Origin of the sequence: Serratia nevei, from assembly GCF_037948395.1 — a bacterium.
Lineage (GTDB): Bacteria > Pseudomonadota > Gammaproteobacteria > Enterobacterales > Enterobacteriaceae > Serratia > Serratia nevei.
This window is the reverse complement of sequence record NZ_CP149940.1, coordinates 702,031-726,600: the sequence shown is the minus strand read 5'-3', so window position 1 is coordinate 726,600 and position 24,570 is coordinate 702,031. Positions and strand designations below refer to the sequence as shown.

Genomic DNA, 24,570 nt, shown 5'->3' with positions numbered 1-24,570 from the left:
ATTAACGCACCTTCAGCGTTGCCAGGCCAATCAGCACCAGCATCAGCGAAATGATCCAGAAGCGCACGATAACGCGCGGCTCAGGCCAGCCTTTCAATTCATAGTGGTGGTGAATCGGCGCCATGCGGAAAATGCGTTGCCCGCGCAGCTTGAACGATCCCACCTGCAGGATCACCGACAGCGTCTCTACCACGAATACGCCGCCCATGATCACCAACAAGAACTCCTGACGCAGCAGCACCGCGATGGTGCCCAGCGCGCCGCCCAGCGCCAACGAACCGACGTCGCCCATAAACACCTGGGCCGGGTAAGTGTTGAACCACAGGAACCCGAGGCCGGCGCCGACGATGGCGGTACACACGATCACCAACTCACCGGCATGACGCAGATACGGAATATGCAGGTAGTTGGCGAAGTTCATGTTACCGGTCGCCCAGGCCACCAGCGCGAAGCCGGCCGCCACGAATACCGTCGGCATGATAGCCAGGCCGTCCAGGCCGTCGGTCAGGTTGACCGCGTTGCTGGTGCCGACGATCACGAAATAGGCCAGCAGGATGTACAGCAGGCCCAGCTGCGGCATCACGTCCTTAAAGAACGGCACAACCAGCTCGGTGGCTGGCGTGTCTTTTCCTACGGCGTACATGGCGAATGCGACAATCAGCGCAATCACCGACTGCCAGAAATACTTCCAGCGGGCGATCAGCCCTTTGGTGTCCTTACGCACCACCTTGCGGTAGTCGTCGACGAAGCCGACGATGCCGTAACCCACCAGCACGAACAGCACGCACCAGACATACGGGTTGGACGGGTAAGCCCACATCAGCACCGAAATGGTGATGGAGGTCAGGATCATGATGCCGCCCATGGTCGGCGTGCCGCGCTTGCTGAAGTGCGACTCGGGGCCGTCGTTACGCACCACCTGGCCGAAGGACATTTCTTGCAGGCGCTTGATCACCCGAGGGCCCATCCACAGCGACAGGAACAGTGCGGTCAGCAGGCTGACAATGGCTCGGAACGTCAGATAAGAAAAGACGTTGAAGCCTGAGTAATACTTGACCAAATGCTCGGCCAGCCAAACTAACATGGTGCTTTCTCCTGTAACGCGCGTACTACCTGCTCCATTGCGGCACTACGTGAACCTTTGATTAACACGGTAATGACCGCATGTTCCGACAGTAATTCCGCCACGCGCGCGATCACTGCTGTCTTGTCTTGATAATGTTCGCCGTTGCCGGACGCTTCGCTCAGCACGCGGCTCAAACCGCCGACGCTGATCACCTTGTCGACGCCGGCCAGACGGGCGGCTTCGCCCACCTGACGGTGGCACTCTTCCGCTTCCGCGCCCAGCTCGGCCATATCGCCGACCACCATCACGCGGTAGCCCGGCATCTCTGCCAGCACCTGCGCCGCCGCGGTCATCGACCCGACGTTGGCGTTATAGCTGTCGTCCAGCAGCAGCTTGCCTTCGGCCAGCGCCACCGGGAACAGACGCCCCGGCACCGCCTGCAGTTGTTTCAACCCCTGACGCACCGCTTCGAGGGTGGCGCCTACCGACGTCGCCAGCGCGGTCGCCGCCAGCGCATTGGCCACGTTGTGGCGCCCCGGCAGCGGCAGCGCGATCTCGGCGGTGCCGAACGGGCTGTGCAGCGTGAACTGCGTGCCTGCACCGTTCACCCGCACGTTATCCGCGAAGAAGTCCACGCCTTCGGCAGCCTGCGGCGAGAAGCGCCAGACGGTTTTGTCGCCCAGCATGCTCTGCCAGTGCGGCCAGTCGTTGTTATCGGCGTTGATGATCGCCACGCCGTCGGCCGGCAGGCCGGTAAAGATTTCACCTTTCGCCTGGGCGACGCCGGCCAGCGAGCCGAAGCCTTCCAGGTGCGCCGCCGCCAGGTTGTTCACCAAAGCGGTCTGCGGACGCGTCAGTGCGGTGGTGTAAGCGATTTCGCCAATATGGTTAGCGCCCAGCTCTATCACGGCAAAATCATGCTGCGGCTCCAGACGCAACAGCGTCAGCGGCACGCCGATGTCGTTATTGAAGTTGCCGGCGGTATACAGCACTTCGCCGCATTCGCGCAGAATGGCGGCGGTCATTTCTTTCACCGAGGTCTTGCCCGAGGAACCGGTCAGCGCCACCACGCGCGCCGGCACCTGCTGACGCACCCAGGCGCCAAGCTGCCCCAGCGCCAGACGGGTGTCTTGCACCACCAGCTGCGGCGCGTCCACCAATAAGCGCTTACTGACCAGCAGCGCCCCGGCACCTGCGGCTACGGCATCCGCCGCAAAGTCGTGAGCGTCGAAACGCTCGCCTTTCAGCGCCACAAACAGGCAACCGGCGGTCACCTTGCGGGTGTCTGTCGTCACCTCGACAATTTGGCAATCGGCGCCGATCAGTTCAGCGCTCAATACCTCAGCCAGTGTCTGAAGAGAGACAGGGATCATGCCAGCACCCCCAGCAGTCGGGCGACCGTCGTGCGGTCGGAGTAATCCAGGCGGCGGTTGCCCACCAACTGATAATCTTCGTGGCCTTTGCCTGCCACCAACACCACATCCTGTTCCTGCGCCTGCATGATGGCGCTGGTCACCGCTTCGGCGCGGCCGTGGATCACCAGCGCCTGCCCGGCGTCCAGCAATCCGGTCAGGATATCGTTGATAATCGCGCGCGGCTCTTCGGTACGCGGGTTGTCATCGGTGATCACCACGCGATCGGCGAACTGCTCGGCGATGCCGCCCATCAGCGGACGCTTGCCCTTGTCGCGATCGCCGCCGCAGCCGAACACGCACCACAGCTGCCCCTGGCAGTGCAGGCGCGCGGCTTCCAACGCTTTCTCCAGCGCATCCGGCGTGTGGGCGTAATCCACCACTACCGTCGGTTTGCCCGGCGCGTTAAACACTTCCATGCGGCCACAGACCGGCTGCAGGCGGCTGCCGGTTTCCACCAGCGCCTCCAGCGGATAGCCCAGCGACAGCAGCGTCGCCAAGGCCAGCAGCAGGTTGCTGACGTTGAAAGCGCCCATCAGGCGGCTTTCGATCTCGCCATCGCCCCAGCTGGAGCTGAAACGAACGGTGGCCCCGTTGTCGTGATAATCGACCGCCGTGGTTTTCAGCCAGCGGCCGTGGCCGCCCGGCTGCAGGTTACCCTGCATCGTCACCGCCACCGCATCCGGCAGCTTGCTCAGCCAGCGCAGACCGACTTCATCGTCGGCGTTGATGATCGCCTGCCCCACGCTGTGGGCGGCGAACAGCGACCATTTGGCCGCCTCGTAATTGGCCATGTCACCGTGGTAATCCAGGTGATCGCGGCTCAGGTTGGTGAAGACCGCCGCGGCGAACGGCAGCGCCGCCACCCGGTGTTGCACCAGACCGTGGGAAGAGACTTCCATGGCGGCGAAGGTCGCGCCCTGTTCCGCCAAATCGTTTAATACGTGTTGAACATCCACCGCAGAACCGGTGGTATTCTCGGTCGGGCACACCTGGCCCAGCAGGCCGTTGCCGACGGTGCCCATCACCGCGCTGGTTTCGCCCAGCAGTTGGCTCCACTGCGCCAGCAGTTGGGTGGTGGTGGTTTTGCCGTTGGTACCGGTCACGCCGACCAGACGCAGACGCTCGCCCGGCTGGTGGTAAAAACGCCCGGCCAGCGCGGAAAGGCGCTGGTTCAGTTGGCTCAGGTAGATCACCGGCACGCCATGCATTTCAATGATGGCGCCGTCTTCGGCCTGACCGTCAGCTTCGGCGATCACGGCGGAGACGCCCTGCGCGATGGCCTGCGGAATATAGCGGCGTCCATCCGTTTGATGGCCGACAACGGCGACAAACAGATCCCCGGCAGCCGCCACACGGCTGTCTAATGTCATTTCCCGCAGCGCGCGCCCGGGTGCCGTCGGCACCCACGGGGCGAGTAAGTCGCGCAAATTACGATCTGCCACCTGAACCCTCTTTCTTGTTAATCACTAATTCGCTTTTGTCACCGGTAGGCAACGCGTCAGGCTCGACGTTCATGGTGCGCAATACGCCGCCCATGATGGCACCGAACACCGGCGCGGAGATTGCGCCACCATAGTATTTCCCCCCCTGAGGGTCGTTGATGACGACCACCAGGGCAAAACGGGGGTTACTTGCCGGCGCGACGCCGGCGGTATAAGCGATGTATCGGTTGACGTATTTGCCGTCCGGGCCCACTTTTTTCGCGGTACCGGTTTTGATGGCAATACGGTATCCCTTGATGGCGGCTTTCACGCCGCCGCCGCCCGGCAAGGCCACGCTTTCCATCATGTGCACCACGGTGCGCACCAGAGGTTCAGGGAAAACGCGTTCGCCGGCGACCGGAGGGTCAACCTTGGTGATCGACAATGGGCGATATACGCCCAGGCTGCCGATCGTTGCATAGACTCGCGCCAACTGTAACGGAGTTACCATCAGCCCGTAGCCGAAAGAGAAGGTGGCCCTCTCTATGTCAGACCACCGTTGTTTTTTTGGGTATATGCCACTGCTTTCTCCGACCAGCCCCAAATTGGTCGCTTTTCCCAGCCCAAAACGAGAGTAAGTATCTACTAACGCTGAGGACGGCATCGCTAACGCCAGCTTTGAAACACCGACGTTACTCGACTTCTGCAAGATCCCGGTCAATGACAGCTCCGAGTACCGCGCCACGTCTTTGATCTCGTGGCCCTGAATGCGGTACGGGATGGTGTTCAACACACTGTTTTCTCTCACCACGCCGTTTTGCAGCGCGGTCATCACCACCATCGGCTTCACGGTTGAACCGGGTTCAAAAATATCGGTGATAGCACGGTTACGCATGGTCTCTTTCGGCGTACCGGCCATGTTGTTCGGGTTGTAAGACGGGCTGTTGGCCATCGCCAGCACTTCGCCGGTGTTCACGTCGATCAGCACCGCAGTGCCCGACTCGGCCTTGTTGAACGCCACCGCGTTGTTCAGCTCGCGATACACCAGCGCCTGCAGGCGTTCATCGACGCTCAGCACCAGGTTGTGCGCCGCCTGGCTGTCTACGGAGGAAATATCTTCGATGACCCGGCCGAAGCGGTCCTTACGCACCGTTCTCTCGCCCGGTTGCCCGGTCAGCCAGCGGTCGAAGCTCTTCTCGACGCCTTCAATGCCTTGTCCGTCGATGTTGGTCACGCCGATGATGTGCGACGTCACCTGCCCCGCCGGGTAGTACCGGCGCGACTCCTGCCGCAGGTAGATCCCCGGCAGCTTGAGCTTGTGGATGTAGTCGCCGATCGCCGGGTTCACCTGGCGCGCCAGATAAACGAAGCGCCCTTTCGGGTTGGCGTTGATGCGGTTGGAGAGTTGGTCCAGCGGGATGTTCAGCGCATCAGAAAGCGCTTTCCAACGGCTGTCCAGCGTGATACCGCCGCGCTCGTTCAGCTCTTTCGGATCCGCCCACACCGCATTGACCGGCACGCTGACCGCCAACGGACGGCCGGCGCGATCGCTGATCATGCCGCGCGCGGTCGGCACTTCCTGCACGCGCAGCGAACGCATGTCGCCTTCTTTCACCAGACGATCGGGGTTGATGACCTGCAGGTACGCGACGCGCAGCATCAGGCCAACCATCGCCAGCAAAATGCAGCCGCACAGCAACGCAAAACGCCAGCTGACAAAGCTGGCCTGATCTTCCTGGCGTCTCAACTTACCGGGGCGCGCTGCTTTCATGCGTTTCCTTTCTACTCCGTGTCATTATTCCGGTTAAACCATTCATTGTTTAACGATGATATTTTCCTGCGATGGATCAACGTGTTGCATCTGCAGTTTTTCTGTCGCGATACGTTCAACCCGGCTGTGATCGCCGAGGGCGTTCTCTTCTAAAATCAGGTTGCGCCACTCGATATCCAGCGCATCGCGCTCCAGAACCAGCTGTTCGCGCTCGGCGGTCAGCAGGCGGGTGCGGTGCGCGGTGGTCACCACGAAAATCGCGGAGACCAGTGACGCAATCAGTAAAATCAGGGGGATCTTGGCGTTGCGCAGCAGGTCGCCGCCAATAACCCCGACCAAACCGTGGCGTTCGTTGCCGATCACGCGGGCATCCTCTCAGCAATACGCAGCACCGAGCTGCGCGCACGCGGGTTGTCCGCCACTTCCGCTTCCGAAGGCATCATTTTGCCCAGCGCTTTCAGCGTTCGCCCGCCCATGCTGCGCAGTTGCTCTTCGGTCAACGGAATGCCCGCCGGCACCTGGGCGCCGCGGCTATGGTGACGCATAAAGCGTTTGACGATGCGGTCTTCCAGCGAGTGGAAGCTGATGATCGACAAACGGCCCTGTGGGGCCAGCACTTCCAGCGCGCCGTCGAGCGCACGCTCGATCTCTTCCAGCTCGCTGTTGATATAGATACGAATCGCCTGGAAGCTGCGCGTCGCCGGATGCTTGTGCTTTTCACGGAACGGACTGGCATCGGCAATCAGATCCGCCAACTCTTTGGTGCGCGTCATCGGCTCCACGCGGTTTCTTTCCACGATGGCGCGTGCGATGCGCTTGGCGAAACGCTCTTCGCCAAAGGTTTTCAGCACCCAAGCGATGTCGTCCGCTTCGGCCTTCATCAGCCACTCTGCGGCGGACAGGCCGGTGGACGGATCCATGCGCATGTCCAGCGGACCGTCGCGCATAAAGGAGAATCCGCGCTCTGCGTCGTCAAGCTGCGGCGAAGAAACGCCCAGATCGAGCAGAACGCCGTCGATCTTGCCCACCAATTCACGTTCCCGCACGTAGTGCGACAACTCGGAGAATGGGCCGTGTACGATGGTAAAACGAGGATCTTCAATAGATTTGGCGGCTGCAATCGCCTGAGGGTCACGGTCAATCGCCAGCAAGCGCCCTTCCGGCCCCAGCTGGGACAGAATCAGACGAGAATGGCCACCGCGACCAAAAGTACCGTCGATATATATGCCGTTGCTGCGGATGTTGAGGCCGTTGACGGCTTCGTCCAGCAGGACGGTGGTGTGTTTATAGTTTTCCAACATGCTTATAGCGACAAGTCCTGTAGCCGCTCAGACAACGGTTCCTGAGTCGACTGTTCAGCGTCAATATCATCCTTGACTTGTTGATACCAGGTCTGTTCATCCCACAGTTCAAACTTGTTGAACTGACCGACCAGCATCACTTCTTTCGTGAGCCCGGCGTGTTGCCGCAGCGTATTGGCTAACAGCAAACGACCGGCACTATCCATCTGACACTCACTGGCATGCCCCAGCAGCAGGCGCTGAACGCGGCGCTCGGCGGGATTCATGCTCGACAGACGTGATAATTTTTGTTCAATAATTTCCCATTCGGGCAAAGGATAAAGCAGCAGGCAGGGCTGATGGAGGTCAATGGTACAGACCATTTGGCCTTGCGATTCCTCGTTGAGCAATTCCCGATATCGGGTAGGTACGGCAAGCCGCCCTTTGCTGTCGAGGTTGACCATCGTCGCTCCACGGAACATTCCTGAGCTACCCCTTAGAGACCGTTTTCACCACTTTACCCCACAAATTCCCACACAATGGAGTTTACGGAGGGTATGAAAACCTTGTCAAGCCAGAGCGCCAGCGCTTTGGCAATATTTCTCTGGTCATTTTGGGAGCTGACTCGCGAAAGAAACTCTGATTATTCGACGATTAAAAATTAACACCATGATAAACGGAGAGAATTTTCTAAGCGGAAAGAATCTGATTAAAAACCTGACGAACTGGCGATTAATTAACTCATTACTTCCTTCTGCAAGCCATGTCTCATTTTTCAGCTCGGCAATCTCAGTGCGGTAACCGCTGGCGAGCCGCGCCCGCCAAGGCTCGGCGTTGGGCGAACCGATCGCGGAATAAGGCCATAACTCCTTGAGTTAATAACGCTCAATCGTTATTCACCGTAAAACCGGGCGCTATTTTACTTCAATTTGCACGGCCGTGATGCGGCCGCGATAAAAATAAATGGTTCGGATATTACGAGCAGAAGTAATTTCGATTTAAATCAATTTGGTAAGATTATTCCCAAAATACCTGTTTACAATTATGGTTTCATTTTCTTACACCTTTATTTCCACAATTTTTGCCGGAAAAAATCCCCATTCGACGCCCAAAATCGCAACCGTATGTTTTTAATGAATTTATTTTAAATTGCCGATTTTAATCTCTCTACCCTCTCCTATCGCCCGGTTCTGCGGGACAAAAACCGAACAAATGTTAAAAATAAAAATATAAATCTAGTTAAAAAACACAATGCAGATTAGTACACTATATAAAAAGCAAAAAAGCAGCTTTAACAGCCAACAATTAATAAATTAACAGAATTTTAACCAAATGGAGATAACACATGCTTTCGCCCGCTGCTCACTGGCGTAGCGCCGCTGCCGATACGTTCGCACTGGTGGTGTACTGCTTTATCGCCGGCATGGCGATAGAAGTGTTGATCTCCGGCATGAGCTTCCAGCAATCCCTCTCTTCGCGCCTGCTGTCGATCCCGGTCAACATCCTGATCGCCTGGCCTTACGGTCGCTATCGCGATCTGTTTATCCGCACGGCGCGCCGCTGTCCACGCGGCCAGCTCGTGCTGCGCAACCTCGCCGACCTGCTGGCCTACGTCAGCTTCCAATCGCCGGTTTATGCCGCCATTCTGTGGAGCGTAGGCGCCGACGGTCAACAAATGCTGGCGGCGGTCACCAGCAATGCGCTAGTCTCCATGGCGATGGGCGTGGTGTATGGCTATTTCCTGGAATATTGCCGGCGGCTGTTCCGGGTGGTGGGCTACGTCTAAACCAGGAGCCCGACATAGCGGGCTCCTGTAGAGCGGACTATTTGCGGCTCAGGCTGCCGCGGCGGAACAGATTGCGGCGGATACGCGTCAAACCCGGTTTGGGTTTACGCGGTTCATCCAGGCTGGCCAACACCAGCTCCAGCACGCGTTCGGCTACGTCACGATGGCGCTGCGCCACCGCGAGCACCGGGCACTCGAGGAAATCCAACAGTTCATGGTCGCCGAAGGTGGCAATCGCCAGATCGGTCGGCAAACGGCCACGTTGCTTCAGCGTCACGTCCATCACGCCCTGCAACAACGAGAACGAGGTGGTGAACAGCGCCTGCGGCATCGGGTGCGTTTTCAGCCATTCGGCAAACAGCGCGCCGGCGGCTTCACGTTCATAGCTGTTGGCGTACAGATAATCGACGTGGCGGGGATCTTCTTGCCAGGCCTGACGGAAGCCCTGCTCACGCAGGAAGCTCACCGAAAGCTCCGGCAAGGCGCCCAGATACAGCACCGATTCAGCCGGGAAGGTGCGCAGCTCCTGCGCCAGCGCAAAGGCGTCTTCCTGATCGGCCCCGACGACGCTGATGAAATGCTCGCGATCCAGCGCGCGGTCCAGCGCGATGATCGGCAGCGGATCGTTGGCCCAGCGTTGATAGAAAGGATGCTCCGGCGGCAAGGCGGTGGAGACGATGATGGCGTCCACCTGGCGCTGCAGCAGGTGCTCGATACAGCGCATTTCGTTGTCCGGCTGATCTTCGGAACAGGCGATCAGCAATTGGTAACCACGCTGGCGCGCCTGGCGTTCCAGGTAGTTGGCGATGCGGGTATAGCTGGTATTTTCCAGATCCGGGATCACCAGACCGATAGAACGGGTACGCCCGGCGCGCAGCCCCGCCGCGACGGCATTCGGGTGATAGTTATGCTCCCTGACCACGGCCATCACTTTCTCGACGGTTTTATCGCTGACACGATACTGCTTCGCCTTGCCGTTGATGACGTAACTGGCCGTCGTGCGCGAAACGCCCGCGAGACGCGCGATTTCATCCAGTTTCACATTAACCCCTTAATGACGCTGAAAATAGAAGTGAAGGCTGTGCTCGGATTAACCATGACATCCCGTACGGTTATTCAATCCAGCCTCTGCGATCTAACAGCAGAAAACACTGCCTAGCAACCGCTTTTGCCGAAAGGTGCCAGCAATCGGGCAAAAAATACCGAAAAACAAAGGGCGCAGCCACGCCGCGCCCCCGATTATTCGCCGCCAGACCGCGCTCAGCGCATGATTTTGTCGCCGCGCGACACGCCAACCACGCCGGAACGGGCCACTTCCACGATCTCCGCCACTTCACGCACTGCGCTCAGGAAGGCGTCGAGCTTGTCGCTGGTGCCGGCCAGCTGTACCGTGTACAGCGTCGCCGTCACATCGACGATCTGGCCGCGGAAAATGTCGGCGCAGCGCTTCACCTCTTCACGGCCGTAGCCGCTGGCCTGCAGCTTCACCAGCATGATCTCGCGCTCGACGTGGGCGCCCTGCACCAGCTCGCTGACGCGCAGCACATCCACCAGCTTGTGCAGCTGTTTCTCAATCTGCTCCAGCACTTTCTCGTCGCCGACGGTCTGGATAGTCATGCGCGACAGCGTCGGATCGTCGGTCGGTGCCACCGTCAGGCTCTCGATGTTATAACCGCGCTGGGAAAACAGCCCGACCACGCGCGACAAAGCGCCGGATTCGTTTTCCAGCAAGACAGATAAAATACGGCGCATGATCAGGTCCTCTCCGTTTTGCTAAGCCACATTTCGTCCATGCTTCCACCGCGGATCTGCATCGGGTAAACATGTTCGGTTTCATCGACGGTCACGTCGACGAACACCAGCCGCTCTTTTTCCGCCAGCGCCTGCGCCAGCTTGCTTTCCAGCTCATCCGGCGTGCGGATGGCGATACCGACATGGCCGTAAGCCTCGGCCAACTTGACGAAGTCCGGCAGAGAATCCATGTAGGACTGCGAGTGACGGCCGGAATAAATCATGTCCTGCCACTGCTTCACCATGCCCAGATAGCGGTTGTTGAGGTTCACCACCACCACCGGCAGGTTATATTGCAGCGCGGTGGACAGCTCCTGAATGTTCATCTGAATGCTGCCGTCGCCGGTCACGCACACCACGGTTTCCTCCGGCAGCGCCAGCTTGACGCCCAATGCCGCCGGCAAACCGAAGCCCATGGTGCCGAGGCCGCCGGAGTTGATCCAGCGGCGCGGTTTGTCGAATGGATAATAGAGCGCGGCGAACATCTGGTGCTGGCCCACGTCCGAGGTGACATAGGCGTCGCCTTTGGTCAGGCGGTGCAGGGTTTCGATCACCGCCTGCGGCTTGATGGTGCCGCTGTGCTTGTCGTAACCCAGACAGTCGCGGGCACGCCACTGCTCGATAGACTGCCACCAATCGCGCAGCGCATCGTGATCCTGCGCTTTCTCGTCCTGCGCCAGCAGCTCCAGCATCTGCACCAGCACCTGTTTGGCATCGCCGACGATCGGTATATCGGCATCCACCGTTTTGGAAATCGAGGTCGGATCGATATCGATGTGCAGCACGGTGGCATCCGGGCAGTATTTAGCGAGGTTATTGGTGGTGCGATCGTCGAAACGCACGCCGACGGCGAAGATCACGTCGGCATGGTGCATGGTTTTGTTGGCTTCATAGGTGCCGTGCATGCCGAGCATGCCGACGCTCTGGCGATGGGTGCCTGGGAAAGCGCCCAATCCCATCAGGCTGCTGGTCACCGGCAGGTTCAGCTGCTCCGCCAACGCCAACAGTTCGGCTTCGCAGCCGGCGTTGATCGCGCCGCCGCCGACGTACATCACCGGCTTTTTGGCCGCCAGAATGGTTTGCAACGCGCGTTTGATCTGCCCGCGGTGGCCCTGCACCGTCGGGTTATAAGAACGCATGCTCACGTCCTGCGGGTAGGCATAAGGCATCCGCACCGCCGGGCCGACGATATCTTTCGGCAGATCGATCACCACCGGGCCGGGGCGGCCGCTGGAAGCCAGGTAGAACGCCTTCTTCAACACCGCCGGGATGTCTTCGGTGCGTTTTACCAGGAAGCTGTGCTTCACCACCGGGCGAGAAATCCCCACCATATCGCACTCCTGGAAGGCGTCGTAGCCGATCAGCGAGCTGGGCACCTGCCCCGACAGCACCACCATCGGGATCGAGTCCATGTAGGCGGTGGCGATGCCGGTAATGGCGTTGGTAGCGCCGGGGCCGGAGGTCACCAGCACCACGCCCACTTCACCGGTGGCGCGCGCGTAGCCGTCGGCCATGTGCACCGCCCCCTGCTCGTGGCGCACCAGAATATGATCGATCCCTCCTACCGTATGCAGGGCGTCGTAGATATCGAGCACCGCCCCGCCGGGGTAGCCGAATACATGCTTAACGCCCTGATCGATCAACGATCGGACGACCATCTCGGCTCCTGACAACATCTCCATGGGTTTGCCTCCAGGCTTGCTTATTCTTCTCTGGCGCCGGAACGTAGCGCCTGCTGCGGGGCAATGCCCCAAAGTTTTTATGGGTTGTCGCTATCGAATTAACATAACGTCAGAATATGGGGCAGGCAAACGGCAAAATGGCTTAACGGTAGCGGGGTTATTGCCAAGCGGCTGGAGATCGCGGCTTTATAAAAACAATGCGCTAGCCTCGGGGTTGTCAGGCTAGGCATTGTTTCGAACAGGCGGGAAATTACAGAACTAAATCAGGTGAAGGATATGCCGCTTTTTTGGCCGGGCACATGGCCCGGCGGCGTCAGGCCTGTTCCTGGTACATCGAGTCGATTTCACGCTGATAGCGCTGCAGGATCACTTTACGGCGCAGCTTCAGCGTTGGCGTCAACTCCCCCAGCTCCATCGAAAAGGCCGCCGGCAGCAGCGTGAACTTCTTCACCTGTTCGAAGCGCGCCAGCTCCTTTTGCATCTCGCGCAGGCGCTTTTCGAACATCTCGAGGATTTCGCCGTTGCGCAGCAGTTCCAGGCGATCCTGGTATTTCAGGTTCACTGACTTCGCGTACTCTTCCAAAGACTCAAAGCACGGCACGATCAGCGCGGAAACGAATTTACGCGCATCGGCGATGATCGCCACCTGCTCGATAAAGCGATCCTGCGCCAGCGTGCCTTCCAGCATCTGCGGCGCGATATATTTGCCGCCGGAGGTTTTCATCAAATCCTTCAGGCGTTCGGTGATGAACAGGTTGCCCTCTTCATCGATCGCCCCGGCGTCGCCGGTTTTCAGCCAGCCGTCCTCGGTAAAGGTCGCGGCGGTTTCCAAAGGTTTGTTGAAATAGCCGCGCATCACAATCGGCCCGCGCACCTGGATTTCATTTTCCTCGCCAATGCGCACCTCGACCTCCGGCAGCGGTTTACCGATGGAGCCGAAGCGGAAATGCCCCTCTTCCCAGCAGGAGACGGTCGCACAGGTTTCGGTCATGCCGTAACCGTACTTGATGTTGACGCCCATCGCCTGGAAAAACAGGATCACATTGTCGTCCAGCTTGGCGCCCGCCGCCGGCAAAAAGCGCACCCGGCCGCCGAGGATACCGCGCAGCTTGCTCAACACCAGCTTATCGGCCCAGCGGTGGGTGAAGTCGAACACTTTGCCCAACGGTTTGCCGGCGCGCTCCTGCAGGAATTTGCGCTCGCCGCAGACGATCGCCCAGTGGAACAACGCACGGCGCAGCCAAGGGGCGCGCGCCACTTTTTCGTGCACCGCGCTGAAAATCTTCTCGTAGAAACGCGGCACCGCACACATCAGCGTCGGGCGGACCTGCCCCATCGCTTCCCGCACCCAGTCGGTGTTCGGCAGGAAAACGTTCTGCGCGCCGGAATGCATCACAAAGAAGCTCCAGGCCCGCTCAAAAACGTGCGACAGCGGCAGGAAGCTGAGCGACACATCTTCTTCGCCGACCGTCAGCCTTTCATCATGAAGGTAGAGCTGCGCCGCCAGGTTGCGGTAGTCCAGCATCACTCCTTTCGGCTCGCCGGTAGTGCCCGAGGTATAGATCAGGGTGAAGAGATCCTGCAGGTCGCACTCTTCAATACGCTGCTGGCGTTGAGCGGCAAAAGTCGCCGGATCGGCAGCGCGCTCGAAGGTGCTCAGATGCTGTGCGATCTCGCAGCCGCGCAGATCGGCCCCCTCGTCGAAGACGACAATATGACGCAGCTGCGGGCAGACGCCGCGCAGCGCGATGGCGGCGTCAAGCTGCGCCTGCTCGCCGACGAACAGTATACGGATGTCGGCGTCGTTGGTGATGAACGCCGCCTGTGCCGGCGTATTGGTGGAATAGAGCGGAACGCTGATGCCGCGCAGGTGAAGGATAGCGAGATCGGTCAACGCCCAGGCCATCGTGTTATTGGCGAAAATACCGATGCGTTCTTGCACTTCGACGCCCAGCCCCAGCAACCCGGCGGCAATGCAATCAATACGAGTGGCGGCCTCTCCCCAGGTCAGCTGCAACTCGCCGTTGGGCGACCATTGGCGAAAAGCTGTGCGATCGGCGCGGTGGATGATTTGATGCTGTATACGATGGATCAAATGGTATTGCAGCAGATTAGTGATCATAGTGCTCTAAGCCTGAAATGAATCAAACAGTTAAGCCGGAACGACGCCTTACGGCCCTCATCTCAGCTTACACGTGTTTACTTTTTTCTGCGCAGTCTACCTAGTCTCAGGCAGGGGGAAAAGCGATTTCAGCGTAGAAGTGTGAGCCAAAACTCAGTCCGGCTTCCGCACTTTCATTGGTTGGACAAAACGGGGAGGAAAAGGTTTGCTGATGGCAATAAAACGCGGCCCATCCGGGCCGCCGCATCGAGTTAGTTTAAAATACCAGCCGGAAAGTAAAAATCAGAATATTAATTTATATTAATTATTTTTGCTGAACGAACAAACTCACTCTGAAAATAAGTTATTTTATCGCCGTAAAACCAAGAAACATCTTAATAAAAACACAGATAGTTCTTAGTTTTTATCATGAGAAAAAAACGCTCAGTTGAATATTATCTTTATGTGGCTCCCATTCTTTATCGCTTTACTTTGGGTTACCCGCCTCAATCAGGACGGATTTCATCCACTGGTGGCCTTTATCCCGCTCGGAGGATTCATGCCAGGAGAGATAGCAGGTGGCTTTATTCTCGTTGCCACATAAAGGAACCGCCTTTATTTTCAACGCTTCCGTCTGCTGTCGCACCAACCAAGCGGGCGCAATCGCCACCATTTCCGTTTGCGACACCATATTCAACACGCTGTAGAGATCAGTGCACTGTTGCGTCACAGCGCGCAGCATCGGCTCCTCTAAATAAAAAGGTTTACTGAACGATCCAAAACTCTCCAGGGAAACCGCAGCGTGCTGCTCGGCCAGCATGTGCTCCGGCGTCACTTCCTCGCCTATTCTCGGATGCGCCTGCGCAACCGCCAGCACTAATTCGTCGTCGAACATCGCCAGGCTGCGAAACTCCGCCGATTCGAAACGGCTGTAGCCGATGACAAACTCGACGTCCTGATAACGCAATTGATGCTCAATATTATTGTTGATGTACGACTTTATTTGCAGGTTAAGCTGCGGCGCGATCTGTTTGACGTGATTGATTATCCCGGCGCCCAGACGCAAATCGAGCGGGCTGCACAGCGACAGGGAGAACGCTCGCGTGCTGGTCAGCGGTTCGAACTCGGCGCCCGGCAACTCATTTTGCACCAGCTGCAGCGCTTGCCGCACCGGCCCAAAAAGCTGCCTGGCCCGCATGGTGGGCTGGATCCCGCGCCCGCAACGCACGAAAAGCTCATCGTTGAACATCACCTTCAGGCGCGCCACCGCGTTGCTCACCGCCGGCTGCGACATCCCTAACGAATTAGCGGCTCGCGTAATATTTTGCATTTGCATCACGGCGTCAAACACCGTCAGCAAATTAAGATCGACGCTGCGCAAATGAATCTCCGCCGGCTCTTTGACCATGGCGATTTCTGAATCATATTCAGCCATATTTCACTCCACTAAATCCTGTGTAGATAATCTAATCCTTGTGCTCGACAAACAATGAAACGCCGCATTGTCTTATCTTTGCACGACAAATCCTGCCATTACCGCCATCAGCCGATAAAAAACCTCGTGTTATCGTCACGATATAAGTCGTATGTGGAATACATGTCAGCAGCTTCTCCCGTCAGCGGGAAGAATGCCACCTGGGTGGTACTAATAATTAGGTATCAACAATGATTAAGACAATTAAACAACCTAACCGCACAGTATGAGACAAACTATAGAAACACATCATAAGCAATCAAACCATCTAAAAACACCGCTCACTTTGTGTAAAAACGCATTATTTTGTTATATTATGACTAAAACAATCGATTAATCATATGAATTCAATTTAAATCATTTGTATTAAAAATGTTATTTTATTGCCCCCCGTGATTAATTCCTCTTATTTTTTCATCACAAATCTTAACGCAACGAAATCCAGAAGCAATTAGCGCAGTATATATTCGATTCGTTTATGCTAAGCAGCACGCAAACTGGCCCCGTTTTTTCTCTAGGGCGTCGCTTTTTTGCCGCATGATCCTCTGTTCGGCCGATTCGCCGATGCATTGTCCCCGCATTCAATCAGGTGTTGACATCGCCAGGGCAATCACGTATCAAATTAGGCAGACACCCCATTTAAGAGAAGCTGAACCCTTATGATCCGTACTCACCGTCTACTAGGCCTACTACTTAACGCATCTTGTTTGCGCGGTATGCCTGTGGACGAAGTTCGGAGCTGACTCAGCCGATCACCCATAAGAAACCCGCGCTACTGCGCGGGTTTTTTTTTGCCCGCTTAGCGTGAAATCAACACGATAAGGAATGCACCGATGAGCCAACAAGTCATTATTTTCGATACCACGCTGCGTGATGGCGAACAGGCATTGCAGGCCAGCCTGAGCGTAAAAGAGAAGATTCAGATTGCGCTGGCGCTGGAGAGAATGGGCGTCGACGTGATGGAGGTCGGCTTCCCGGTCTCCTCGCCGGGCGACTTCGAATCGGTGCAAACCATCGCGCGCCAGATCAAGAACAGCCGCGTCTGCGGCCTGGCCCGCTGCGTAGACAAAGACATCGACGTGGCCGCAGAAGCGTTGCGCGTCGCCGAAGCGTTCCGCATCCACGTGTTCCTGGCCACCTCGACCCTGCACATTGAATCGAAGCTGAAACGCTCGTTCGACGAAGTGTTGGAGATGGCGGTGCGCTCGGTCAAACGTGCCCGCAACTACACCGACGACGTAGAGTTCTCCTGTGAAGACGCCGGCCGCACGCCGATCGACAATCTGTGCCGCGTGGTCGAAGCCGCCATCAACGCTGGCGCCACCACCATCAATATCCCGGACACCGTCGGCTATACCACGCCGAACCAGTTCGGCGGCATCATCACCACCTTGTATGACCGCGTGCCGAACATCGACAAAGCCATCATCTCCGTGCACTGCCACGACGATTTGGGCATGGCGGTCGGCAACTCCATCGCCGCGGTACAGGCCGGCGCCCGGCAGGTGGAAGGCACCCTGAACGGCATCGGTGAGCGCGCCGGCAACTGTTCGCTGGAAGAGGTGATCATGGCGATTAAAGTGCGCCAGGACATCATGAACGTGCACACCAACATCAATCATCAGGAAATTTTCCGCACCAGCCAGATCGTCAGCCAGCTGTGCAACATGCCGATCCCGGCCAACAAGGCGATCGTCGGCTCCAACGCCTTCGCCCACTCCTCCGGCATTCACCAGGACGGCGTGCTGAAGAACCGCGAAAACTACGAAATCATGACCCCGCAGTCGATCGGCCTGAAGGATGTGCAGTTGAACCTGACCTCCCGCTCCGGCCGCGCAGCGGTGAAACACCGCATGGAAGAGATGGGCTACCAGGAGCAGGACTACAACCTGGATACCCTGTACGCCGCCTTCCTGAAGCTGGCCGACAAAAAGGGCCAGGTGTTCGACTATGACCTGGAGGCGCTGGCCTTCATCAATAAACAGCAGGAAGAGCCGGAGCACTTCAGCCTGGGCTACTTCAGCGTGCAGTCCGGCAGCAGCATCATGGCCACCGCCTCGGTGAAACTGATCTGCGGCGGCGAAGAGAAAGCCGAGGCCGCCACCGGCAATGGCCCGGTCGATGCGGTTTATCAGGCAATCAACCGCATCACCGACTACCCGATCGAGCTGGTGAAATACCAGCTGACCGCCAAGGGCCATGGCCGCGACGCGCTGGGCCAGGTGGATATCGTGGTCTCATACAACGGCCGCCGCTTCCACGGCGTAGGTCTGGCGACCGACATCGTCGAATCCTCCGCCAAGGCGATGGTGCACGTGTTGAACAATATTTGGCGCTCACAGCAGGTAGAAAAAGAAAAGCAGCGCCTGCAGCAAAACAAACATCAAAATAATCAGGAAACGGTGTGAACATGACGAAGACTTATCACATTGCCGTCTTGCCCGGAGACGGCATCGGCCCGGAAGTAATGGCTCAGGCGCGCAAAGTGTTGGACGCGGTGCGTCAACGCTTTGACATTCGCATCACCACTGCCGAATACGACGTCGGCGGCATCGCCATCGATCGCCACGGCAGCCCGCTGCCGCCGGCGACCGTCGCCGGCTGCGAGCAGGCCGACGCCATCCTGTTCGGATCGGTAGGCGGCCCGAAATGGGAACACCTGCCGCCGGCCGAGCAGCCGGAACGCGGCGCGCTGTTGCCGCTGCGCAAGCACTTCAAGCTGTTCAGCAACCTGCGCCCGGCACGCCTGTATCAAGGGCTGGAGGCATTCTGCCCGCTGCGCGCCGACATCGCCGCCCGCGGCTTCGACATTCTGTGCGTGCGCGAACTGACCGGCGGCATCTACTTCGGCCAGCCGAAGGGCCGCGAAGGCCAGGGCATGCAGGAGCGCGCTTTCGATACCGAGGTGTATCACCGTTTCGAGATTGAACGCATAGCACGCATCGCCTTCGAATCCGCCCGCAAGCGCCGCCACAAGGTGACGTCGATCGACAAGGCCAACGTGCTGCAGAGTTCTATCCTGTGGCGTGAGGTGGTCAATCAGGTCGCCAAGGATTACCCGGACGTGTCGCTGTCGCACATGTATATCGACAACGCCACCATGCAGCTGATCAAGGATCCGTCCCAGTTCGACGTGCTGCTGTGCTCCAATCTGTTCGGCGACATCCTGTCCGACGAATGCGCGATGATCACCGGCTCGATGGGTATGTTGCCGTCCGCCAGCCTGAACGAGCAAGGCTTCGGCCTGTACGAACCGGCGGGCGGTTCCGCGCCGGATATCGCCGGCAAAGGCATCGCCAACCCGATTGCGCAGATCCTGTCCGCCACCCTGCTGCTGCGTTACAGCCTGGGCGCCGATGAAGCGGCCGACGCCGTGGAGCGCGCCATCAACCAGGCGTTGGAACAGGGCTACCGCACCGCCGATCTGGCCGGTGACGGCAAAGCCGTCAGCACCGATGAAATGGGCGACATCATCGCTCGCTTTGTAGCTCAGGGGGCATAACATGGCCAAGACCTTATACCAGAAGCTGTACGACGCCCACGTGGTGCACGAAGCGCCGAACGAAACGCCGTTGCTGTATATCGACCGTCATCTGGTGCACGAAGTCACTTCGCCGCAGGCGTTCGACGGCCTGCGCGCCATGGGCCGCAAGGTGCGCCAACCCGGCAAAACCTTCGCCACCATGGATCACAACGTGTCGACCCAGACCAAAGACATCAACGCCAGCGGCGAAATGGCGCGCATCCAGATGCAGGAGCTGATCAAGAACTGCGCGGAATTCGGCGTTTCGCTGTATGACCTGAACCACCCGTTCCAGGGCATCGTACACGTGATCGGGCCTGAGCAAGGCATGACGCTGCCGGGCATGACCATCGTCTGCGGCGACTCGCACACCGCCACCCACGGCGCTTTCGGCTCGCTGGCGTTCGGCATCGGCACCTCCGAGGTGGAACACGTGCTGGCGACCCAGACCCTGAAGCAGGGCCGCGCCAAGACCATGAAGATTGAAGTCACCGGCGACGCCGCCGTGGGCATCACCGCCAAAGACATCGTGCTGGCGGTGATCGGCAAAACCGGCAGCGCCGGGGGCACCGGCCACGTGGTGGAGTTCTGCGGCAAGGCAATCGAAGCGTTGAGCATGGAAGGCCGCATGACCCTGTGCAACATGGCGATCGAAATGGGCGCCAAGGCCGGGTTGGTCGCGCCGGACGACACCACCTTCGCCTACCTGAAAGGGCGCCAGTTCGCACCAACCGGCGAAAACTGGGAGCAGGCGGTCGCCTATTGGCGCACGCTGAAGTCCGATGCCGACGCCCAATTCGATACCGTGGTGACGCTGCACGCCGAAGAGATCGCGCCGCAGGTCACCTGGGGCACCAACCCCGGCCAGGTGATCGCCGTCAATCAGGCGATCCCGGCGCCGGAATCGTTCAGCGATCCGGTCGAGCGCGCCTCTGCGGAAAAAGCCTTGGCTTACATGGATTTGAAACCGGGCATCAAATTGACCGACGTGCCGATCGATAAAGTGTTCATCGGCTCCTGCACCAACTCACGCATCGAAGATCTGCGCGCGGCGGCGGCGATTGCCAAGGGGCGCAAGGTCGCCAGCGGCGTGCAGGCCATCGTGGTGCCGGGATCCGGCCCGGTGAAGGCCCAGGCGGAAGCCGAAGGGTTGGACAAAATCTTTATCGAAGCCGGTTTCGAATGGCGTTTACCGGGTTGTTCGATGTGCCTGGCGATGAACAACGACCGCCTGAATCCGGGCGAGCGCTGCGCATCCACCAGCAACCGTAACTTCGAAGGGCGTCAGGGCCGCGGTGGGCGTACCCACCTGGTCAGCCCGGCGATGGCCGCCGCGGCCGCCGTCGCCGGTCACTTCGCCGACATCCGTGATATTCACTAAGGGGCTAACGTGGCTAAATTTACTCAACATACCGGCTTAGTGGTGCCTTTGGATGCGGCCAACGTCGACACCGACGCCATTATTCCCAAGCAGTTTTTGCAGAAGGTGACCCGTACCGGCTTCGGCCAGCACCTGTTCAACGATTGGCGCTTCCTCGACGACGCCGGCCAACAGCCGAACCCGGAGTTCGTGCTGAATAAACCGCGCTATAAAGGCGCGAGCATCCTGCTGGCGCGCGAGAACTTCGGCTGCGGTTCCTCGCGCGAACACGCGCCCTGGGCGCTGACCGATTACGGGTTCAAAGTGGTGATCGCGCCGAGCTTCGCCGATATTTTCTACGGCAACTCGTTCAATAACCAGCTGTTGCCGGTGACGCTGAGCGAGCAGCAGGTGGATGAGCTGTTCAACCTGGTCGGCGCCAACGAAGGGACGGAGTTCGTGGTGGATCTGGAGAACCAGACGGTCAACGCCGGCGGAAAAAGCTATCCGTTCGAAATCGACAGCTTCCGCCGCCACTGCATGATCAACGGGCTGGACAGCATCGGCCTGACGCTGCAGCACGAAGCGGACATCTCCCGCTACGAAGCGCAGCAGCCGGCGTTTCTGAATTAATCCCCTTCACCCGCCGCCCGGCGGGTGAATATTTTCCTCACCAGTAGCCCAACAGCTTCCACCACGCCCCGCCGATCAGCATCCAAATCAGCAGGTTAACCACGCTCATCACCAGCCCCGCTTTCCACCATTCCCCCAGCGTCACGTAGCCGGAGCCGAAGATGATCGGCGCGGTGCCGGTGCCGTAATGCGTCAGCGACATCATCAGCGAGGAAGAGAACGCCAGGATCAGGCCCAGCAGCGCCGGCGGCGCGCCGAGCGCGATGCCGGCGGCGAAGAAGGCGGCGAACATCGCCGTCACGTGCGCGGTGGTACTGGCGAAGAAATAGTGAGAATACAAATAGATGAGGGTCAGCAAGATCGTGCCGCCCACCCAGCTCATGCCCATATGGTCGATGCCGTTGCCCACGGTTTGCGACAGCCAGCCGATCAGCCCCAGCTTGCCGAGGAAGCTGGCCATCATCACCAGCGCCGAGAACCACACCACGGTGTCCCAGGCACCTTTATGCTTGAGCACATCCTCCCAGCTCAGCACGCCGGTGGCCAACAGCACCGCCAGGCCGATCAGCGCCGCGGTGGTGGGATTGACCGCCAGCGCCGGGCCGAAGATCATCGCCGGAATGCCGGCCCACAGCACCAGCAACAGCGAGAACACCCCGAGGGTGATTTTCTCCGGCAGCGTCACTGGCCCCAGCGCCTGCAGTTTTTCGCGCGCGAAGCGCGGCGCGTCCGGGGTCCTCTTCACCTCCGGCGGATACAGCAGATAGATAACCAACGGCATCACGATCAGCGAGCACAGCCCCGGCACCAGCGCGGCGACTGCCCACATCGACCAGGACAGTTCGAAGCTGCCGTGGGTGCCTTTGGCAATCAGGCTGACGATCAGCGGGTTAGGCGCGGTGGCGGTGATAAACATCGCCGAAGTGACCGGGTTGATGTTGTAGTTCACCAGCGACAGATAGCGACCGATTTTACCGGAGGTATTGAGCTCGGGTTTGGAACCGAAGCTGTCAGCGATCGACTTCATGATCGGGTGAATGATACCCCCGCCGCGTGCGGTGTTGCTCGGCGTCACCGGCGCCAGCGTGGTTTCCGCCAGCGTCAGCGCATAGGCGATACCCAGCGTTTTTTTGCCAAACAGCGAAATGAAGTAGTAGCCAATGCGCGCGCCCAGCCCGGTTTTGTTCAGGCTGAGGGAGATCATGATCGAAAAACCGATCAGCCAGATCAGCTGGTTGGAAAAGCCGCTGAGCGCGTCGTCCAGCGCGGCGCCCGGCTTGCCGGGGTTGGTGACGCCGGTCACCGCCACCAGGGCGATGGCGATCACCGAGACCGCGCCGATCGGCATCGCCTTGCCGATGATGGCGATGATGGTGCCGATAAACAGCGCCAGCAACTGCCAGGCGTTGGGTGCAACGCCCTCCGGCACGGGAATGAGGAACCAGATAATCAGCGTGGCGGCGAGGGCGCACAGGGAAGGAAGCGGTTTGAGCGGTGTGAGTTTATCCATAACGTTCCCACTGTTCTAAACAACAAGGCGGCGTCTCAATAGCGAGACGGGCGTGGGCGCAACGATCGCGCTCCATATGCCTTCAGCTTGGGCGTCCGTTTCAGCCTTCTCAATGACTTGCATCAAGAATGCCGCCGTTTGACCTCACACTTCACGCACTTTGGCGCTCATCCAGAGCGCTGCCAGCGCCAACAGCGCCGCCATCCAATACACCGAACCATGACCGAAGTTCTCCACCAGCGCCCCCTGCAGCACCCCGGCCAGGATCACCCCGGTCGAAATACTGTTGGTGAACAGCGTGGTGGCGGCGCCCGGTCGGCCCGGCATCAAATCTTGAAAATAGAGCATGCCGATACCGGCGACGATGCCGATAAACACCGCGTTGAGCAGCTGCAGCGCGATCAGGGCCGGCTTGGCCGCCAGCACTATCAGCCCGAGATAAAACAGCACGCCCGCCGCCACCGCCAGCAGCATCATGTTGCGCTTGCCGAAGCGTTTGACGTAATAACCGGCCAGCAGCATTGCCGGTATCTCCAGCCCGGCGGCGGTGCCCATCAGCCCCCCGGCCAGCCCTTCCGGCAGGCCGAGATCGGCGGTGATATACAGCGGCATGTCGATAATGTACAGGGTGTTGCAGGTCCACATCAGCATTGAGGCAATGAATAGCCAGCGCACGTCGCGATTGCGCCAGGCACTGGCGGGCGCAATCGGCGCGGAAGCGCCTTCCCGCAACCCTTCGCCATCCGCCGCGCGCGGCACCGAAGGCAGCATGAATCCGACCAGCAGCACGCAAACCGCGAAGGTGGCGGCGGCGATCAGGAACATCACGGTAAAGCCGTAGTTCAGCGCCAACGCAAACGACAGCGGCGGGCCGATCACCCAGGCCAGCGAAAGCTGGGCGCGCATCACCGAGCTGAACATCACCACTTCACGCGCCTCGCTGTCGGCGTATTCCCGCGCCAGGGCGAAGATCTGCGGCATGGCGGTGTTGGCGATCGCCGCCATCAACACCCCGGCGGTGATCAGCGTCAGGTAATCGCGGTTAAAGGCGAACAGCAGGCAGTTGCCGACCGCCATCAGGCAGCACAGCAGGATCAGCCTGCGCCGGTCGCCGCGGGTGTCAGAACGTTTGGCCAGCAGGAAGCTGACCACGATGCCGGCCACGGCGTTAGCGGTGTAAAACAGGCCGACCCACAGCGGCCGCACCTTGACCTCGGAGGTCAAAAACAGGCTGAGCGTCGGCGTCAGCAACGCGCCGGCGATGCCGGAGAGAAAAGCGATCAGCAGGAATGCGGCAAAGATGGGGTTGATGCGCAGTGACAACCGGCTCAGGCGTTGCATATCGTCTTCCCTGACCTTAAAGCAGAAGAATGAACCTTAGGTCACGGCGAGAAAAATGCAAGCATATCGCCATGACCACGCATAAAAAAACCAGTGGGTCGCCCCACTGGCTGGTGAAACAGCACCATTACTCAGAAATTGGTTGCCGCCGCCCTTACAGGTGCTCGCGATACTGCTTATCGGTCATCTCTTTGATATCCCACTGGGTCAGGTGCGCCAGCATCGCCAGCCGCGCCTGTTCGGGCACCACGCTCAGCCAGTCGGCACGCTGGCGGCGCACCGCGCTGAAATAGCGTTGATAGAACTGTCTGGATAAGAAAGCTTTCATGATTACGCCCTCCCCTTTCATTGATGAAAATTATCGGCGTAATATAGGGAAAGAAAAATTGACGAGTTGAGGCAGGAGCGTTCCTCTT

Annotated in this window: 20 protein-coding genes; 5 read left to right on the top strand and 15 right to left on the bottom strand. The window is 59.0% G+C overall.

What is annotated here, in order from left to right; all coding sequences use genetic code 11:
• Position 1: 1 nt before the first annotated feature.
• From mraY to mraZ, 7 genes are read right to left on the bottom strand one after another with little or no spacing between them, the layout of a single operon-like run.
• Entirely contained in the window at positions 2 to 1,084 is a 1,083-nt protein-coding gene (gene mraY, locus V8N38_RS03330) for a phospho-N-acetylmuramoyl-pentapeptide-transferase (protein ID WP_004932782.1), read from the bottom strand.
• Entirely contained in the window at positions 1,078 to 2,439 is a 1,362-nt protein-coding gene (murF, locus tag V8N38_RS03325; RefSeq protein WP_147839735.1) for a UDP-N-acetylmuramoyl-tripeptide--D-alanyl-D-alanine ligase, read from the bottom strand. The genes mraY and murF overlap by 7 nt, the downstream gene beginning before the upstream one ends.
• Positions 2,436 to 3,923, bottom strand: a complete 1,488-nt coding sequence (murE, locus tag V8N38_RS03320; RefSeq protein ID WP_060422468.1) for a UDP-N-acetylmuramoyl-L-alanyl-D-glutamate--2,6-diaminopimelate ligase — start codon at positions 3,921 to 3,923, stop codon at positions 2,436 to 2,438. The genes murF and murE overlap by 4 nt, the downstream gene beginning before the upstream one ends.
• Complete coding sequence (locus V8N38_RS03315; protein WP_004932790.1) at positions 3,910 to 5,673, bottom strand: peptidoglycan glycosyltransferase FtsI; 1,764 nt, start codon at positions 5,671 to 5,673, stop codon at positions 3,910 to 3,912. Before V8N38_RS03315 ends, murE begins: the two co-directional genes overlap by 14 nt.
• 42 nt (positions 5,674 to 5,715) lie before the next feature.
• Positions 5,716 to 6,036, bottom strand: a complete 321-nt coding sequence (ftsL, locus tag V8N38_RS03310; RefSeq protein ID WP_015376645.1) for a cell division protein FtsL — start codon at positions 6,034 to 6,036, stop codon at positions 5,716 to 5,718.
• A complete protein-coding gene (gene rsmH / locus V8N38_RS03305; protein WP_049200285.1) occupies positions 6,033 to 6,974 on the bottom strand; it encodes a 16S rRNA (cytosine(1402)-N(4))-methyltransferase RsmH in 942 nt (313 codons plus the stop codon). The genes ftsL and rsmH overlap by 4 nt, the downstream gene beginning before the upstream one ends.
• A 2-nt stretch (positions 6,975 to 6,976) precedes the next feature.
• Entirely contained in the window at positions 6,977 to 7,435 is a 459-nt protein-coding gene (gene mraZ, locus V8N38_RS03300; protein ID WP_025159638.1) for a division/cell wall cluster transcriptional repressor MraZ, read from the bottom strand.
• A gap of 863 nt (positions 7,436 to 8,298) precedes the next feature.
• Between mraZ and V8N38_RS03295 the strand changes: the two genes are divergently transcribed.
• Complete coding sequence (locus tag V8N38_RS03295; RefSeq protein ID WP_147839734.1) at positions 8,299 to 8,739, top strand: L-alanine exporter AlaE; 441 nt, start codon at positions 8,299 to 8,301, stop codon at positions 8,737 to 8,739.
• Between the two features lie 37 nt (positions 8,740 to 8,776).
• On the opposite strand, the gene cra is transcribed toward V8N38_RS03295, so the two are convergent.
• From cra to leuO, 5 genes are all read right to left on the bottom strand, one after another.
• Positions 8,777 to 9,781 carry a catabolite repressor/activator gene (gene cra, locus V8N38_RS03290; protein WP_004932801.1) on the bottom strand — a complete coding sequence of 335 codons (1,005 nt, stop codon included), beginning with the start codon at positions 9,779 to 9,781 and terminating at the stop codon, positions 8,777 to 8,779.
• 218 nt (positions 9,782 to 9,999) lie between these two features.
• Positions 10,000 to 10,491, bottom strand: a complete 492-nt coding sequence (gene ilvN, locus V8N38_RS03285) for an acetolactate synthase small subunit (RefSeq protein ID WP_004932806.1) — start codon at positions 10,489 to 10,491, stop codon at positions 10,000 to 10,002.
• 2 nt (positions 10,492 to 10,493) lie between these two features.
• Positions 10,494 to 12,212, bottom strand: coding sequence for an acetolactate synthase 3 large subunit (gene ilvI / locus V8N38_RS03280; protein ID WP_041033253.1), 1,719 nt, complete (start codon positions 12,210 to 12,212; stop codon positions 10,494 to 10,496).
• Between the two features lie 313 nt (positions 12,213 to 12,525).
• Entirely contained in the window at positions 12,526 to 14,334 is a 1,809-nt protein-coding gene (locus tag V8N38_RS03275) for an AMP-dependent synthetase/ligase (protein WP_147839733.1), read from the bottom strand.
• A 466-nt stretch (positions 14,335 to 14,800) separates the two neighbouring features.
• Positions 14,801 to 15,748 (bottom strand): transcriptional regulator LeuO, encoded by a 948-nt coding sequence (leuO, locus tag V8N38_RS03270; RefSeq protein WP_060440779.1) that lies wholly within the window; start codon positions 15,746 to 15,748, stop codon positions 14,801 to 14,803.
• Between the two features lie 872 nt (positions 15,749 to 16,620).
• Here leuO and leuA point away from each other — a divergent pair.
• The 4 genes from leuA to leuD are packed head-to-tail and all read left to right on the top strand — an operon-like array spanning position 16,621 to position 21,303.
• Complete coding sequence (leuA, locus tag V8N38_RS03265) at positions 16,621 to 18,195, top strand: 2-isopropylmalate synthase (RefSeq protein WP_004932820.1); 1,575 nt, start codon at positions 16,621 to 16,623, stop codon at positions 18,193 to 18,195.
• Positions 18,196 to 18,197: 2 nt separating this feature from the next.
• Complete coding sequence (leuB, locus tag V8N38_RS03260) at positions 18,198 to 19,289, top strand: 3-isopropylmalate dehydrogenase (protein ID WP_033649192.1); 1,092 nt, start codon at positions 18,198 to 18,200, stop codon at positions 19,287 to 19,289.
• A gap of 1 nt (position 19,290) precedes the next feature.
• A complete protein-coding gene (leuC, locus tag V8N38_RS03255; protein ID WP_084826856.1) occupies positions 19,291 to 20,691 on the top strand; it encodes a 3-isopropylmalate dehydratase large subunit in 1,401 nt (466 codons plus the stop codon).
• A 9-nt stretch (positions 20,692 to 20,700) separates the two neighbouring features.
• Positions 20,701 to 21,303, top strand: a complete 603-nt coding sequence (leuD, locus tag V8N38_RS03250; RefSeq protein WP_060422456.1) for a 3-isopropylmalate dehydratase small subunit — start codon at positions 20,701 to 20,703, stop codon at positions 21,301 to 21,303.
• Between the two features lie 37 nt (positions 21,304 to 21,340).
• Here the strand turns inward: leuD and V8N38_RS03245 are convergent, their stop codons facing one another.
• The 3 genes from V8N38_RS03245 to sgrT form a co-directional block, all read right to left on the bottom strand.
• Complete coding sequence (locus V8N38_RS03245) at positions 21,341 to 22,813, bottom strand: DASS family sodium-coupled anion symporter (RefSeq protein WP_147839732.1); 1,473 nt, start codon at positions 22,811 to 22,813, stop codon at positions 21,341 to 21,343.
• A 144-nt stretch (positions 22,814 to 22,957) separates the two neighbouring features.
• Positions 22,958 to 24,154, bottom strand: coding sequence for an MFS transporter (locus tag V8N38_RS03240; protein ID WP_147839731.1), 1,197 nt, complete (start codon positions 24,152 to 24,154; stop codon positions 22,958 to 22,960).
• A gap of 154 nt (positions 24,155 to 24,308) precedes the next feature.
• The gene (gene sgrT, locus V8N38_RS03235; RefSeq protein ID WP_004932838.1) at positions 24,309 to 24,482 is read right to left on the bottom strand and encodes a glucose uptake inhibitor SgrT; all 174 of its coding nucleotides are present in this window, start codon (positions 24,480 to 24,482) and stop codon (positions 24,309 to 24,311) included.
• Between the last annotated feature and the right edge of the window lie 88 nt (positions 24,483 to 24,570).

Bases quoted from the DNA above. Each gene is read 5' to 3' on its own strand.
- mraY (WP_004932782.1), bottom strand. From the start codon at position 1,084: ATGTTAGTTTGGCTGGCCGAGCATTTGGTCAAGTATTACTCAGGCTTC.
- V8N38_RS03295 (WP_147839734.1), top strand. From the start codon at position 8,299: ATGCTTTCGCCCGCTGCTCACTGGCGTAGCGCCGCTGCCGATACGTTC.
- V8N38_RS03240 (WP_147839731.1), bottom strand. From the start codon at position 24,154: ATGCAACGCCTGAGCCGGTTGTCACTGCGCATCAACCCCATCTTTGCC.
- rsmH (WP_049200285.1), bottom strand. From the start codon at position 6,974: ATGTTGGAAAACTATAAACACACCACCGTCCTGCTGGACGAAGCCGTC.
- V8N38_RS03245 (WP_147839732.1), bottom strand. From the start codon at position 22,813: ATGGATAAACTCACACCGCTCAAACCGCTTCCTTCCCTGTGCGCCCTC.
- leuC (WP_084826856.1), top strand. From the start codon at position 19,291: ATGGCCAAGACCTTATACCAGAAGCTGTACGACGCCCACGTGGTGCAC.
- sgrT (WP_004932838.1), bottom strand. From the start codon at position 24,482: ATGAAAGCTTTCTTATCCAGACAGTTCTATCAACGCTATTTCAGCGCG.
- leuA (WP_004932820.1), top strand. From the start codon at position 16,621: ATGAGCCAACAAGTCATTATTTTCGATACCACGCTGCGTGATGGCGAA.
- V8N38_RS03315 (WP_004932790.1), bottom strand. From the start codon at position 5,673: ATGAAAGCAGCGCGCCCCGGTAAGTTGAGACGCCAGGAAGATCAGGCC.
- V8N38_RS03275 (WP_147839733.1), bottom strand. From the start codon at position 14,334: ATGATCACTAATCTGCTGCAATACCATTTGATCCATCGTATACAGCAT.
- mraZ (WP_025159638.1), bottom strand. From the start codon at position 7,435: ATGTTCCGTGGAGCGACGATGGTCAACCTCGACAGCAAAGGGCGGCTT.
- leuB (WP_033649192.1), top strand. From the start codon at position 18,198: ATGACGAAGACTTATCACATTGCCGTCTTGCCCGGAGACGGCATCGGC.
- ilvN (WP_004932806.1), bottom strand. From the start codon at position 10,491: ATGCGCCGTATTTTATCTGTCTTGCTGGAAAACGAATCCGGCGCTTTG.
- leuO (WP_060440779.1), bottom strand. From the start codon at position 15,748: ATGGCTGAATATGATTCAGAAATCGCCATGGTCAAAGAGCCGGCGGAG.
- ilvI (WP_041033253.1), bottom strand. From the start codon at position 12,212: ATGGAGATGTTGTCAGGAGCCGAGATGGTCGTCCGATCGTTGATCGAT.
- murF (WP_147839735.1), bottom strand. From the start codon at position 2,439: ATGATCCCTGTCTCTCTTCAGACACTGGCTGAGGTATTGAGCGCTGAA.